Genomic DNA, 12,624 nt, shown 5'->3' on the forward strand with positions numbered 1-12,624 from the left:
ATGATCCGCTGGCTGAGTCTCGCCTTCGTCCTGCTGCTGGCCGGTTGCGCCCAGCATGCGCCGCTGCCGTCCGCGCTGCCGCCGCTGGCGACGCCGTTGCAGCTGCACATCCAGCGTGAACAAGGCCAGGCCAGCCAACCCTCGACACAGGACTGGCTGCTGGTGATCCAGCAGGAAGGCACAGCGCTGCGCTGGTCGCTGATCGATCCGCTGGGCATCCCGCTGTCGCGCCAGTTGCTGCGTGAGGGAGAATGGAGCAACGACGGACTGCTGCCGCCCAACCCCGAAGCGCGCGAGCTGTTCGCCGTACTGCTGTTCGCGCTGACGCCCGAGGGTGATCTCGCCTCGCGTTACCGGGCAACGGACTACCAGGCGGATGAGCATGGGCGCCACCTGCAGCAACGCTGGAAGATCACCTACCGGTCGACGCAGGATTTCACCCTCGAATCCGCTGACCTTCGCTACCGGGTGACGCCCCTGAACGCCGAGAGCGCCGCACCATGACCGCCACGCACCTCAACGTGAGCTATCTCAACGAGCTGGGCCTGATCTGCGCGCTGGGCAACGACCGCCGCGAAGTGGCCGCCGCGCTGCTGGCGGGCGAGTCCGCCGGCATGCAGGTGCAGGCCGGCTGGGTGCCGGGCAAGAGTGTTCCCGTCGGCACGGTGAAAGCACGCCTGGCAGCCATCCCCGACAAGCGCCACGACACCCGCAACAACCGCCTGCTGCTGGCCGCCGCCACGCAGATCGACCCGGCCATCCGCGCCGCCATCCAGCGCTACGGCGCCGCACGCGTGGCGGTGGTGCTGGGCACCAGCACCTCGGGCATCCAGGAAACCACCCAGGGCGTGCGCCACCACAGCCTGCACGGGCAGTTGCCCGAAGGCTTCCACTACTCCCACCAGGAGCTGTCGGACCCGGCAGTGTACCTCGCCGCACACTACGAACTGGCCGGCCCCACCTATGTGATTTCCACTGCCTGCACCTCCAGCGGCCGCGCCCTGCAGAGCGCGCGCCGGCTGCTGAACCTGGGGCTATGCGATGCCGTGCTCTGCGGCGGCGTGGACAGCCTGTGCGAGCTGACGCTCAACGGCTTCAGCGCGCTGGAAGCGGTCTCGGATGAGCTGTGCAAACCGTTCTCCGCGAACCGCAAGGGCATCAACATCGGCGAAGGCGCCGCGCTGTTCCTGATGACCCGCGAGCCCGGCGCAGTCGCCCTGCTCGGCGCCGGCGCCAGCTCCGACGCGCACCACATCTCCGCCCCCGAACCCGAAGGGCGTGGCGCCCGCGAAGCGATGCGCAAGGCGCTGGCCGAGGCACGACTGGACGCCGGGCAGATCGCCTACCTGAACCTGCACGGCACCGCGACCACGCACAACGACGCCATGGAGAGCCTTGCCGTCAGCGCGGAATTCCCCGCCGGCGTGCCCTGCTCCTCGACCAAACCGCTGTCCGGGCATACCCTCGGCGCCGCCGGCGCGCTGGAAGCGGCGTTCTGCTGGCTGCTGCTGGGCGAGCACAACCCGGACCGGCGCCTGCCGCCGCAGCGCTGGGATGGCGTCGCCGATCCGCAATTGCCGGCGCTGCAACTGGTGGGCGACGACGCGCCGCGACTATCGGCCGAAGGCCCGCGCTACCTGATGAGCAACTCGTTCGCCTTCGGCGGCAACAACATCAGCCTGATCCTGGGCGAGATGAGCAAGGATTCTGGAGTGACCCGATGATCGACTGGCCGATCGCCTCCCTGCTGCCCCACGCGGGCGACATGATCCTCATCGACGAAGTGCTCGACTTCGGCGACGAGGACATCCGCACGCGCCTGACGGTGCGCCCGGGCGGCCTGTTCAACGAGGCCGACGGCAGCCTGCCGGCCTGGGTCGGCGTGGAGCTGATGGCGCAGAGCGTCGCCGCCTACGCCGGTTGCCAGGCACGCTCGCGCGGCGAGCCGGTGGAGCTGGGCTTCCTGCTCGGCACCCGCCAGTACCAGTGCGACGTGGCGAGCTTCCCGGCCGGCGCGCAACTTACTATCCATGCCATCCGCACCCTGCAGGACGACAATGGCATGGGCGTTTTCGAATGCCATCTGGAAGGGCCGGGAATCAAGGCGCTGGCGCGCCTCACCGTGTTCCGCCCGCCAGAGGTTGCCAGCTACCTACAAGAACCCGCTCTCGCTGATCAGAAAACCGAGAACCGAGAGCCGAAAGAGCCAAGCGTATGACTGATTCCATCCTCGTAACCGGCTCCAGCCGTGGCATCGGCCGCGCCATCGCCTTGCGCCTGGCGCGGGCCGGCTTCGATCTGGTGCTGCACTGCCGCAGCGGCCGCACCGAAGCCGATGCCGTGCAGGCCGAAGTCCAGGCACTGGGGCGCAGCGCCCGCGTACTGCAGTTCGACGTGGCCGACCGCGAAGCCGCGCGCAACATCCTCGAGGCCGACGTGGAAACCCATGGGGCCTATTACGGCGTGGTGTGCAATGCCGGCCTGACCCGCGACGGCGCCTTCCCTGCGCTCACCGAAGAGGACTGGGACCAGGTGCTGCGGACCAACCTCGACGGTTTCTACAACGTCCTGCACCCGGTGATCATGCCGATGATCCGCCGCCGCCAGCCGGGACGCATCGTCTGCATCACCTCGGTGTCCGGGCTGATCGGCAATCGCGGCCAGGTCAACTACAGCGCCTCCAAGGCCGGTGTGATCGGCGCCGCCAAGGCGCTGGCCATCGAGCTGGGCAAGCGGAAAATCACCGTGAACTGCGTAGCGCCGGGCCTCATCGACACCGCGATGCTCGACGAGCAGGTGCCGGTGGAGGAAATCCTCAAGATGATCCCCGCCCAGCGCATGGGCACCCCGGAAGAAGTCGCCGGCGCGGTGAATTTCCTGATGTCGGCCGAGGCCGGCTACATCACTCGCCAGGTGCTGGCGGTCAACGGAGGGCTGTGCTGATGAAGCGCGTCGTCATCACCGGCATGTCCGGCATCACCTCACTGGGTTCGGACTGGGCGAGCATCGAGGCGAACTTCAGCGCCAACCAGAGCGGCATCCGCCGCATGGACGAGTGGGACCGCTTCACCGAGCTGAACACCCGCCTGGCCGGCCCGGTGCTGGACTTCACAGTGCCCAAGCACTGGACCCGCAAGCAGCTGCGCAGCATGGGCCGCGTCTCGCGCCTGTCGGTGGGCGCCGCCGAGCGCGCGCTGGCCGACGCCGGGCTGCTGGGCGACGCATCCATCCGCGACGGCCGCATGGGCGTCGCCTGCGGCTCGTCCACCGGCAGCACCGACGAGATCAAGGCGTTCGGCAACATGCTGCTGAACTCGGTGGCCGACGGCCTCAACGCCAACTCCTATGTGCGCATGATGCCGCACACCACGGCGGCGAATATCAGCATCTTCTTCGGCCTCACCGGCCGGGTGATCCCCACCTCCAGCGCCTGCACCAGCGGCAGCCAGGGCATCGGCTACGCCTACGAGGCAATCCGCTTCGGCCGCCTGCCGCTGATGCTCGCCGGTGGCGCCGAGGAGCTGTGCCCGACCGAGGCCATGGTGTTCGATGCGCTCTACGCCACCAGCCTGAAGAACGACACCCCGCAGCAGACGCCGCGCCCCTATGACAGCAGCCGCGATGGCCTGGTGATCGGCGAAGGCGCCGGCATGCTGGTACTGGAAGACCTCGACCACGCCCTCGCCCGCGGTGCGCGCATCCACGCCGAGATCGTCGGCTTCGGCAGCAACGCCGACGGCCAGCACACCACCCGCCCGGAACAGTCGACCATGCGCCGCGCGATGGAGTTGGCGCTGGAAGATGCCGGCCTGCCGACCGAGGCCATCGGTTACGTGAACGGCCACGGCACCGCCACCGAGCAGGGCGATATCGCCGAAACCCTGGCCACCAGCGAACTGTTCGGAAATCGCATGCCGATCAGCTCGCAGAAGAGTTTCCTGGGCCACACTCTGGGAGCGTGCGGCGCGCTGGAGTCCTGGTTCAGCATCGAGATGATGAACAGCGACCGCTACGTGCACACCCTCAACCTGGACGAGATCGACCCGCGCTGCGGCGACCTCGACTACCTGCGGGGCGAGCCACGCGCGATGAGCCACGAGTACGTGATGAACAACAACTTCGCCTTCGGCGGCATCAACACCTCGCTGGTCTTCCGCCGCTGGCACTGAGCCCTTCTCACTGTTACCGCCCAACGACACTGCAAGGAGAGCAAACCATGTCCCGACTGATCCGCAGCCTGCTGCTCTGCGTGGCCACCGCGATGGCCGTCGGTTGCACCACAAAGCCCGTGGAAAACATCGACCAGAGCCTGCCGCCGGACAGCAACCGCACCTCGGTGCAGGTGCAGGCGGCGATCCACGATGCGCTGGAAGAGCAGAAATGGACCGTGCAGCAGGACTCCGGCAACGTGATCTACGCCGAGATCACCGTGCGCGAGCGGCACCACGCCGAAGTCAGCATTCCGTACAGCAGCCAGCAGTACTCCATCAAGCTGCGCAGCAGCCGCGGCCTGGACGAGAAGGACGGGCAGATCCACCGCAACTACAACAAGTGGGTCGCCATCCTCAACAACAAGATCCTGCAGAACCTGCACCTCGCCCCGCCGAGCAACTGATCCCCCTCATCGACAAGGAGTCGATCCATGCAACGCAAGACCCTCGGGCTGTTCGCCCTCGCGCTCTGCGCGTCCATCCCCGGCATCAGCCAGGCTCGCGACACCACCCTGCACCTGCCCTTCGACGAAGTCGTCGCCGAGGCGGTGAAGGCCGGTCGCCTGGACGGCAGCGTGAAGTTCTACCTGGCGGGCAACCCGGCGGGTGACAAGCTGAGCGTGGTCCAGTCCGGCGCCATCACCAACAAGAAGACCAATGCCTTCAACAAGAGCGACGAGGAAGCCTGCCGCTGGGCCCTGCAATCGGCGCTGATCACCCTGCAGGATTCGGCGAAGAAGGCCGGCGCCACCGCCGTGACCAACATCGTCAGCTACTACAAGCGCAACGAGTTCAAGGACGCCAAGCAGTTCGAGTGCCACGCCGGCGCGGTCATCGCCGGCGTCGCGCTGAAGGGCGACTACGCCAAGTAAGCCTCTGCCCCACAACGCTATCCGCCGTGCCCAGCTTTGGCCATCGGCGGATAAAGCGTTCCGCGTTATCCGCCGATGTGCCAGAGTCAAGCCTGGATTTGCTGGGTCACCAGGTCGAAGAACGACTGCGCCAGGCGTGACGTCTCGTTGCGCCGCCGCACCAGCCACACCGAGCTGGTCGCGCCCGGATCGCTGAGGGTGCGATAGACCACGCCGTCCACCCGCGTCCGGCGGAACGACGCCGGCAGCATCGACACGCCGAGCCCGGCCGCCACCAGGCCGATGATGGTCATCGCCTCGCCCGCTTCCTGGGCGATGCGCGGGCTGAAGCCGGCCTGCCGCGACAGCGCCATCAGCTGACTGTAGAGGCCCGTGCCGTAGCTGCGCGGGAAGAACACGAAAGGCTCGTCCGCCAGCAAGGCGAACTCCAGCCCCTCCTGGCTGGCCTGCGCCAGCGGATGATCGGCGCGCAGCACGGCGACCAGCGGCTCGCTGAACAGCTCCACGGCTTCCAGGGTTTCCGGCAGCGGGATCGGACGAATCAGGCCGACCTGCACGCGCTCTTCCAGCAGCGCCTGCACCGCTTGCCCGCTGCTCAGTTCCTGCAGGTCCAGATGCACGTCCGGGTAGGCCTGACGGAACGCCAGGATGGCGCGCGGGATGCTGGAGGTGAACGGCGCCGAGGCGGTGAAGCCGACCTTCAGCTCGCCGATTTCGCCCTGGTGCGCACGCCGCGCCAGCAAGACGGCTCGGTCCACCTGCTGCAGCACCTGCCGCGCTTCGTCGAGAAACAGTTTGCCGGCCTCGGTGAGCGCCACGCGGCGGTTGGTGCGTTCTAGCAGGCGCGCACCGATCTCTTCCTCCAGCGCCTGGATCTGCTGGCTCAGCGGCGGCTGGGAAATACCCAGCTGCTCGGCGGCGCGGCCGAAGTGCAGCTCTTCCGCAACGGCAATGAAATAACGCAGGTGTCGCAGTTCCATCCGGCCTCCGCCCTTAACGATTCGTAAAACGAATCAAACGTGTCGATTAATATATTGGAAATAATAAAGCCCGCTCCTTATCCTTTCCACACAAGCCCAATAACGACTACCAACCTGCTCCTTGCCTGGCCGCGCGGGCCTTTTCCGCCACTCCAGGTCCTCTGCTGTCATCTACCCCAGCTTTTCCATCCAGAGGTGTGTCGTGAGTCAACCTGCCCTGCGGGCTTTGCGGGAAGAACATTCCATGGCGGCCGAGCCGTCTGTCGTACAAGAACCGGTAGCCGCCAACGACCCGGCCGAGCTGCTGGACGCTGCGCGTGAAGCCAACGACGACGTGGTGCGCGCCGTCGAAGAGATCGAAACCTACATCGAGAAAGGCACCCCGGAATTCATGCGCACATCGCTGGCGCTGTTCTCCGGCGGCTTCGCCACCTTCGCCCTGCTGTACTGCGTGCAGCCGATGATGCCGGTGCTGTCCAGGGCCTTCAGCCTGACCGCCGCGCAGAGCAGCCTGGTACTGTCGATCTCCACCATCACCATGGCCTTCGGCCTGCTGGTCACCGGGCCGATTTCCGACGCCATCGGGCGCAAGTCGATCATGGTCGCCTCGCTGGTCCTCGCCGCCCTTTTCACCATCGGCAGCTCGCTGATGCCGACCTGGCACGGCGTGCTGGCCATGCGCGCGCTGCTCGGCCTGTCACTTAGCGGCCTGGCGGCGGTGGGCATGACCTACCTCTCCGAAGAAATCCACCCGCAGCACATCGGGCTGTCCATGGGGCTGTACATTGGCGGCAACGCCATAGGCGGCATGAGCGGACGACTGATCAGCGGCGTGCTGGTGGACTACGTGAACTGGCACGTCGCTCTGGCCACCCTGGGCGTGCTCGCCCTGGCCGCGGCACTGCTGTTCTGGCGCATCCTTCCCGAATCGAAGAACTTCCGCCCGGCGCCGCTCAAGCCGCGCCGGCTCATCGAGGGCTTCACCGGGCACTTCCGCGACGCCGGCCTGCCCTGGCTGTTCCTCGAGGCGTTCCTGCTGATGGGTGCCTTCGTCACCCTGTTCAACTACATCGGCTACCGCCTGCTGGCAGAGCCCTACCACCTCAGCCAGGCCATCGTCGGCGTGCTCTCGCTGGTCTACCTGTCGGGCATCTACAGCTCGGCCTGGGTCGGCTCGCTGGCCGACAAGCTGGGCCGGCGCAAGGTGCTCTGGGCAATGATCGCGCTGATGCTCGGTGGCGTACTGATCACCCTGCTGCAACCGCTGGCCCTGGTACTGGTCGGCCTGCTGGTGTTCACCTTCGGCTTCTTTGGCGCGCACTCGGTGGCCAGCAGCTGGATCGGCCGCCGCGCCCTCAAGGCCAAGGGCCAGGCGTCGTCGCTGTACCTGTTCTGCTACTACACCGGTTCCAGCGTCGCCGGCACCGCTGGCGGCCTGTTCTGGCACCAGTACGGCTGGAACGGCGTGGGCCTGTTCATCGCCAGCCTGCTGGGCATCGGCCTGCTGGTGGCCCTGCACCTGGCGCGCCTGCCTGTGTTACCGCGCGCCCTGCCCGTACTCAACAAAGCTGGGTAGTTTCTACACATATAACAATCTGCATGCCTAAAAACGACATGGAACGGTCGTACAAAGACATTTATCTCAGATCCGACAACGCCTGCCAGGCGGGCGTTGTGGGATAAATTCCCAACCTACGACTTAAGTCGTAACAGAATGTGGCGCGATCCTTGCGTTCATTATGTCGAACGACTTGTTGGAATCCTGAAACGGACCTCGACTCCCGCAGTACGCAATTCCCTCCGCAGTTGTAGGTAAAGCATGAGCAGCACCCCCTCTTCCGGGCTCTCCCAGGGCCTGCAAAATCGTCACGTCACGATGCTTTCGATCGCCGGTGCCATTGGCGCGGGCCTGTTCGTAGGCTCCGGCCACGCCATCGCCGAAGCCGGCCCGGCCGTCATGGTTTCCTATCTTGTCGCCGGCCTGCTGGTGGTCCTGGTGATGCGCATGCTGGCCGAAATGGCCGTCGCGCAGCCGGACAGCGGCTCCTTCTCCACCTACGCCGACCGCGCCATCGGTCACTGGGCCGGTTTCACCATCGGCTGGCTGTACTGGTGGTTCTGGGTCCTGGTGATCCCGCTGGAAGCCAACGCCGCCGCAGCGATCATCCACGCCTGGTTCCCCGGCGCGCCGATCTGGATCCTGGCCTTCCTGATCACCTCCGCACTGACCGTGACCAACCTGTTCAGCGTGAAGAACTACGGTGAGTTCGAGTTCTGGCTGGCGCTGATCAAGGTCGTCTCGATCATCGCCTTCCTGGTGCTGGGCTGCGCGGCCATCTTCGGCTTCTCGCCCAACAGCGAAGTCTCCGGCATCGGCCATCTGACCAGCGAAGGCTTCCTGCCCAAGGGCTGGGGCGCCGTGCTCGCCGCGCTGCTGACCACCATGTTCTCCTTCATGGGTTCGGAAATCGTCACCATCGCCGCCACCGAGTCCAAGGACCCGGAGCAGCAGATCACCCGCGCCACCAACTCGGTGATCTGGCGTATCGCGCTGTTCTACCTGCTGTCGATCATGATCGTGGTCTGCCTGGTGCCGTGGAACGACCCGCGCCTGGTGAGCATGGGCTCCTACCAGACCGTGCTGGAGCACCTGCATATCCCGTACGCCAAGCTGATCGTCGACATCATCGTGCTGGTCTCGGTGACCAGCTGCCTGAACTCGGCGCTCTACACCGCTTCGCGCATGATGTACTCGCTGAGCAAGCGCGGTGACGCACCGAAGATCGCCCAGGTAACCAGCGCCAGCCGCACCCCGGTCTACGCCGTGCTGCTGTCCACCGCCATGGCCTTCCTGTGCACCTTCGCCAACTACCTGGCCCCGGCCGAAGTGTTCAACTTCCTGCTGGCCAGCTCCGGCGCCATCGCCCTGCTGGTGTACCTGGTGATCGCCATGTCGCAACTGCGCATGCGCAAGAAGCTGCTCGCCCAGGGCCACCAGCTGAAGCTGAAGATGTGGCTGTTCCCCTGGCTGACCTGGGCGGTGATCATCTTCATCGTCGGCGCCCTGGTGATCATGCTGATCCGCCCGGATCACCGCATGGAAGTGGTCGCTACCACCCTGCTGACCGTCGTGGTGGTCTGCTCCGGCCTGCTGGTGTCCAACCGCCGCAAGTCCCAGCGCGCCGCCGGCCTGGTGGGCGACGCTGCGTGATGCATTCTGAAGGGGCCTGAGGCTCCTTAAGGGAATGAAGAAGCCCCGCTGCAGAGCGGGGCTTTTTTATTGCGTCGCGAAATGCCGTGCCGTTCAGGCCGATCGCGGACAGAGTCCGCTCCTACGCCCATATCTGCATTCATACGGGGCATGACCTGCTTCTGCAGAGGACGGTCGGCGCCAAGCAGTTCGCGAGCAAGCTCCTACGAAGAGCCGATGCCTCGCCCGCCCCTGGCTTGGGCTTTGGCTCTTGAGGACTTCCATAGAAACATCCGCACACGCCGACTGCCCCGTTCAGGAGGCCTCGTTGAAGCGGAGTTTCAGGGGTTGAGCGACATGGATGTCGCGAGAGCTGCGATGGGCCAAGGATGGCCCTTCGCAGCGTGCCCCTGAAACTGCGCTTCAACGAGGGTATTTTTCGCCCCAAGCGAAAAACCGGATGTCCGGGGCAAGCCTTCTTGGTTACTTCTTTGGCGTTTGAAAGAAGTAACTCGCCCGAGGGGGCGAAACACAGAGTCCACGCGCACGCCGAAGCGGCGCAGAAACACCCAAGCCAACGCAGCAAACCTGCAACACCAGAGTAAAAGAAAGCGCCGGCCCAGCCGGCGGATCGCGGGCATGGCCCGCTCCTACAGGGAGCCACAAAAAAGCCCCGCATAGGCGGGGCTTTTCAGTGACGTGTCAGGCTTAGTGATACTGCGCCGACAACTCGTGCACCGCTTCGAAGAAGGCACCAGCATGCGCCGGATCGACTTCCGGGGTGACGCCGTGGCCGAGGTTGAACACGTGGCCATTACCGTTACCGAAGGCGCCGAGGATACGCGCGACTTCAGCGCGGATGGCATCCGGCTTGGCGTAGAGCACCGCCGGGTCCATGTTGCCCTGCAGGGCAACCTTGTCGCCGACGCGGGCGCGGGCACTGCCGATGTCGCAGGTCCAGTCCAGGCCCAGCGCTTCGGCGCCGGTATTGGCCATAGATTCCAGCCACAGGCCGCCACCCTTGGTGAAGAGGATCACCGGCACGCGACGCCCTTCGTGTTCACGGATCAGGCCGTCGACGATCTTCTGCATGTAGGCCAGGGAGAACTCCTGATAGGCCGCCGCCGACAGGCTGCCGCCCCACGAATCAAAGATCTGCACCGCCTGGGCGCCCGCCAGGATCTGGCCGTTCAGGTAGCTGGTGACCGACTGCGCCAACTTGTCCAGCAGCGCGTGCATGGCCTGCGGATTTTCGTAAAGCATCGCCTTGGACTTGCGGAAGTCACGGCTGGAGCCGCCCTCAACCATGTAGGTGGCCAGGGTCCAGGGGCTGCCGGAGAAGCCGATCAGCGGCACGCGGCCGTTCAGCTCACGGCGGATGGTACGCACGGCGTCCATCACGTAGCCCAGGTCCTTTTCCGGATCGGGGATCGGCAGGGCTTCGATGTCAGCCAGGCTGCTGACGACCTTCTTGAAACGCGGGCCTTCGCCGGTCTCGAAGTACAGGCCCTGGCCCATGGCGTCGGGGATGGTGAGGATGTCGGAGAAGAGGATCGCCGCGTCCAGCTGCGGGTAGCGGTCCAGCGGCTGCAGGGTCACTTCGCAGGCCATCTGCGGGTTCATGCACAGGCTCATGAAGTCACCGGCCTTGGCGCGAGTGGCGCGGTACTCCGGCAGGTAGCGGCCGGCCTGGCGCATCATCCAGACAGGGGTGACATCGACGGGCTGCTTGAGCAGGGCGCGGAGGAAGCGATCGTTCTTCAAGACAGTCATAACGGCATCCGGCAAAAAAGTGCGGGTATTTTCGCAAAGCCCAAAAGAAAAGGCACGGCGGGTGCCGTGCCTTTCGTCCATCGCGACAGTTTGTCGCTGCGTCAACCTCGTAGGGCGCATAAGGCGTTCCGCCTTACTCGCCCTATGTGGATCGCACTCAGACGCCCAGGTAGTCCAGGATACCTTCGGCGGCGGTGCGGCCTTCGAAGATCGCCGTCACTACCAGATCGGAACCGCGGACCATGTCGCCACCGGCGAAGATCTTCGGGTTGCTGGTCTGGTGCTTGAACTGCGAGGCGGCCGGGGCGATGACGCGACCCTGGCTGTCGATTTCCACCTGGTGCTGGTCGAACCACGGGGCCGGGCTCGGGCGGAAGCCGAAGGCGATCAGCACGGCTTCTGCCGGGATGATTTCCTCGGAACCCGGGATCGGCTCGGGGCTGCGACGGCCACGGGCGTCCGGCTCGCCGAGACGGGTCTCGACGACCTTCACGCCTTCCACCTTGTCCTCGCCGACGATGGCGATGGGCTGGCGGTTGAAGAGGAACTTCACGCCTTCTTCCTTGGCGTTCTTCACCTCTTTGCGCGAGCCGGGCATGTTCTCTTCGTCACGGCGGTAGGCGCAGGTCACGCTCTTGGCGCCCTGGCGGATGGAGGTGCGGTTGCAGTCCATCGCGGTGTCGCCACCGCCCAGTACCACGACACGCTTGCCCTTCATGTCGACGAAGTCTTCCGGCGACTTCTCGAAGCCCAGGTTGCGGTTCACGTTGGCGATCAGGAAGTCCAGCGCGTCATGCACGCCGGGCAGGTCCTCGCCGGGGAAGCCGCCTTTCATGTAGGTGTAGGTGCCCATGCCCATGAACACGGCATCGTACTCATCGAGCAGCTGCTCCATGGTGACGTCCTTGCCGATCTCGGTGTTCAGGCGGAACTCGATACCCATGCCGGTGAAGACTTCGCGACGGCGCGAGAGCACCTGCTTCTCCAGCTTGAACTCGGGGATGCCGAAGGTCAGCAGGCCGCCGATTTCCGGGTTCTTGTCGAACACCACCGGGGCCACGCCATTGCGCACCAGCACGTCGGCGCAGCCCAGGCCCGCCGGGCCCGCGCCGATCACGGCTACGCGCTTGCCGGTGGGCTTGACCTTGGACATGTCCGGGCGCCAGCCCATGGCGAAGGCGGTGTCGGTGATGTACTTCTCCACCGAGCCGATGGTGACCGCGCCGAAGCCGTCGTTCAGGGTGCAGGCGCCTTCGCACAGGCGGTCCTGCGGGCACACCCGGCCGCAGACTTCCGGCAGGGTGTTGGTCTGGTGGGACAGTTCGGCGGCGGCGAGGATGTTGCCTTCGGAAACCAGCTTCAACCAGTTGGGGATGAAGTTGTGGACCGGGCACTTCCACTCGCAGTACGGGTTGCCGCAGCCCAGGCAACGGTGGGCCTGGTCAGCCGCCTGCTGCGGCTTGAACAGGTCGTAGATTTCCACGAACTCGCGCTTGCGCTGGCGAAGAAGCTTCTTCTTCGGATCCTTGCGCCCGACTTCGATGAACTGGAAGTCATTGTTAAGACGTTCAGACATTTTCAGACCTCATCAAACTTCT

12 protein-coding genes are annotated in these 12,624 nt (G+C 65.4%); 9 read left to right on the plus strand and 3 right to left on the minus strand.

What is annotated here, in order from left to right:
- Genes ABKS89_RS27790 through ABKS89_RS27820 form a run of 7 tightly spaced genes read left to right on the plus strand, consistent with a single transcriptional unit; the run spans position 1 to position 5,083 of the window.
- On the plus strand, positions 1-504 hold the full coding sequence (locus tag ABKS89_RS27790) for a hypothetical protein (RefSeq protein WP_138213946.1): 504 nt from the start codon (positions 1-3) through the stop codon (positions 502-504).
- Positions 501-1,724: a beta-ketoacyl-[acyl-carrier-protein] synthase family protein gene (locus ABKS89_RS27795; protein ID WP_138213945.1), complete on the plus strand. Its 1,224-nt coding sequence runs from the start codon at positions 501-503 to the stop codon at positions 1,722-1,724. The genes ABKS89_RS27790 and ABKS89_RS27795 overlap by 4 nt, the downstream gene beginning before the upstream one ends.
- Positions 1,721-2,218: a hotdog family protein gene (locus ABKS89_RS27800; RefSeq protein WP_081515433.1), complete on the plus strand. Its 498-nt coding sequence runs from the start codon at positions 1,721-1,723 to the stop codon at positions 2,216-2,218. The genes ABKS89_RS27795 and ABKS89_RS27800 overlap by 4 nt, the downstream gene beginning before the upstream one ends.
- The gene (fabG, locus tag ABKS89_RS27805; RefSeq protein ID WP_348588385.1) at positions 2,215-2,943 is read left to right on the plus strand and encodes a 3-oxoacyl-ACP reductase FabG; all 729 of its coding nucleotides are present in this window, start codon (positions 2,215-2,217) and stop codon (positions 2,941-2,943) included. The genes ABKS89_RS27800 and fabG overlap by 4 nt, the downstream gene beginning before the upstream one ends.
- The gene (locus tag ABKS89_RS27810; protein WP_348588386.1) at positions 2,943-4,169 is read left to right on the plus strand and encodes a beta-ketoacyl-ACP synthase; all 1,227 of its coding nucleotides are present in this window, start codon (positions 2,943-2,945) and stop codon (positions 4,167-4,169) included. The genes fabG and ABKS89_RS27810 overlap by 1 nt, the downstream gene beginning before the upstream one ends.
- A 47-nt stretch (positions 4,170-4,216) precedes the next feature.
- Positions 4,217-4,615: an ApeA family protein gene (gene apeA / locus ABKS89_RS27815; protein WP_081515430.1), complete on the plus strand. Its 399-nt coding sequence runs from the start codon at positions 4,217-4,219 to the stop codon at positions 4,613-4,615.
- 27 nt (positions 4,616-4,642) lie between these two features.
- On the plus strand, positions 4,643-5,083 hold the full coding sequence (locus ABKS89_RS27820) for an excinuclease (protein WP_138213942.1): 441 nt from the start codon (positions 4,643-4,645) through the stop codon (positions 5,081-5,083).
- Positions 5,084-5,169: 86 nt separating this feature from the next.
- Here ABKS89_RS27820 and ABKS89_RS27825 read toward each other — a convergent pair whose 3' ends face one another.
- Positions 5,170-6,063, minus strand: a complete 894-nt coding sequence (locus tag ABKS89_RS27825; RefSeq protein WP_081515428.1) for a LysR family transcriptional regulator — start codon at positions 6,061-6,063, stop codon at positions 5,170-5,172.
- A gap of 244 nt (positions 6,064-6,307) precedes the next feature.
- Between ABKS89_RS27825 and ABKS89_RS27830 the strand changes: the two genes are divergently transcribed.
- Together ABKS89_RS27830 and gabP are read left to right on the plus strand one after the other, a co-directional pair.
- Positions 6,308-7,639: an MFS transporter gene (locus ABKS89_RS27830; RefSeq protein ID WP_348588576.1), complete on the plus strand. Its 1,332-nt coding sequence runs from the start codon at positions 6,308-6,310 to the stop codon at positions 7,637-7,639.
- A gap of 243 nt (positions 7,640-7,882) precedes the next feature.
- Positions 7,883-9,274, plus strand: a complete 1,392-nt coding sequence (gene gabP, locus ABKS89_RS27835) for a GABA permease (RefSeq protein WP_348588387.1) — start codon at positions 7,883-7,885, stop codon at positions 9,272-9,274.
- 687 nt (positions 9,275-9,961) lie between these two features.
- Here the strand turns inward: gabP and hemE are convergent.
- Both hemE and ABKS89_RS27845 read right to left on the minus strand, forming a co-directional pair.
- Positions 9,962-11,026, minus strand: coding sequence for a uroporphyrinogen decarboxylase (gene hemE, locus ABKS89_RS27840; protein ID WP_348588388.1), 1,065 nt, complete (start codon positions 11,024-11,026; stop codon positions 9,962-9,964).
- A gap of 157 nt (positions 11,027-11,183) precedes the next feature.
- On the minus strand, positions 11,184-12,602 hold the full coding sequence (locus tag ABKS89_RS27845) for a glutamate synthase small subunit GltD family protein (RefSeq protein WP_138213938.1): 1,419 nt from the start codon (positions 12,600-12,602) through the stop codon (positions 11,184-11,186).
- Positions 12,603-12,624: the final 22 nt, after the last annotated feature.

It is taken from the genome of Pseudomonas sp. LABIM340, from assembly GCF_040017195.2.
GTDB lineage: Bacteria > Pseudomonadota > Gammaproteobacteria > Pseudomonadales > Pseudomonadaceae > Pseudomonas.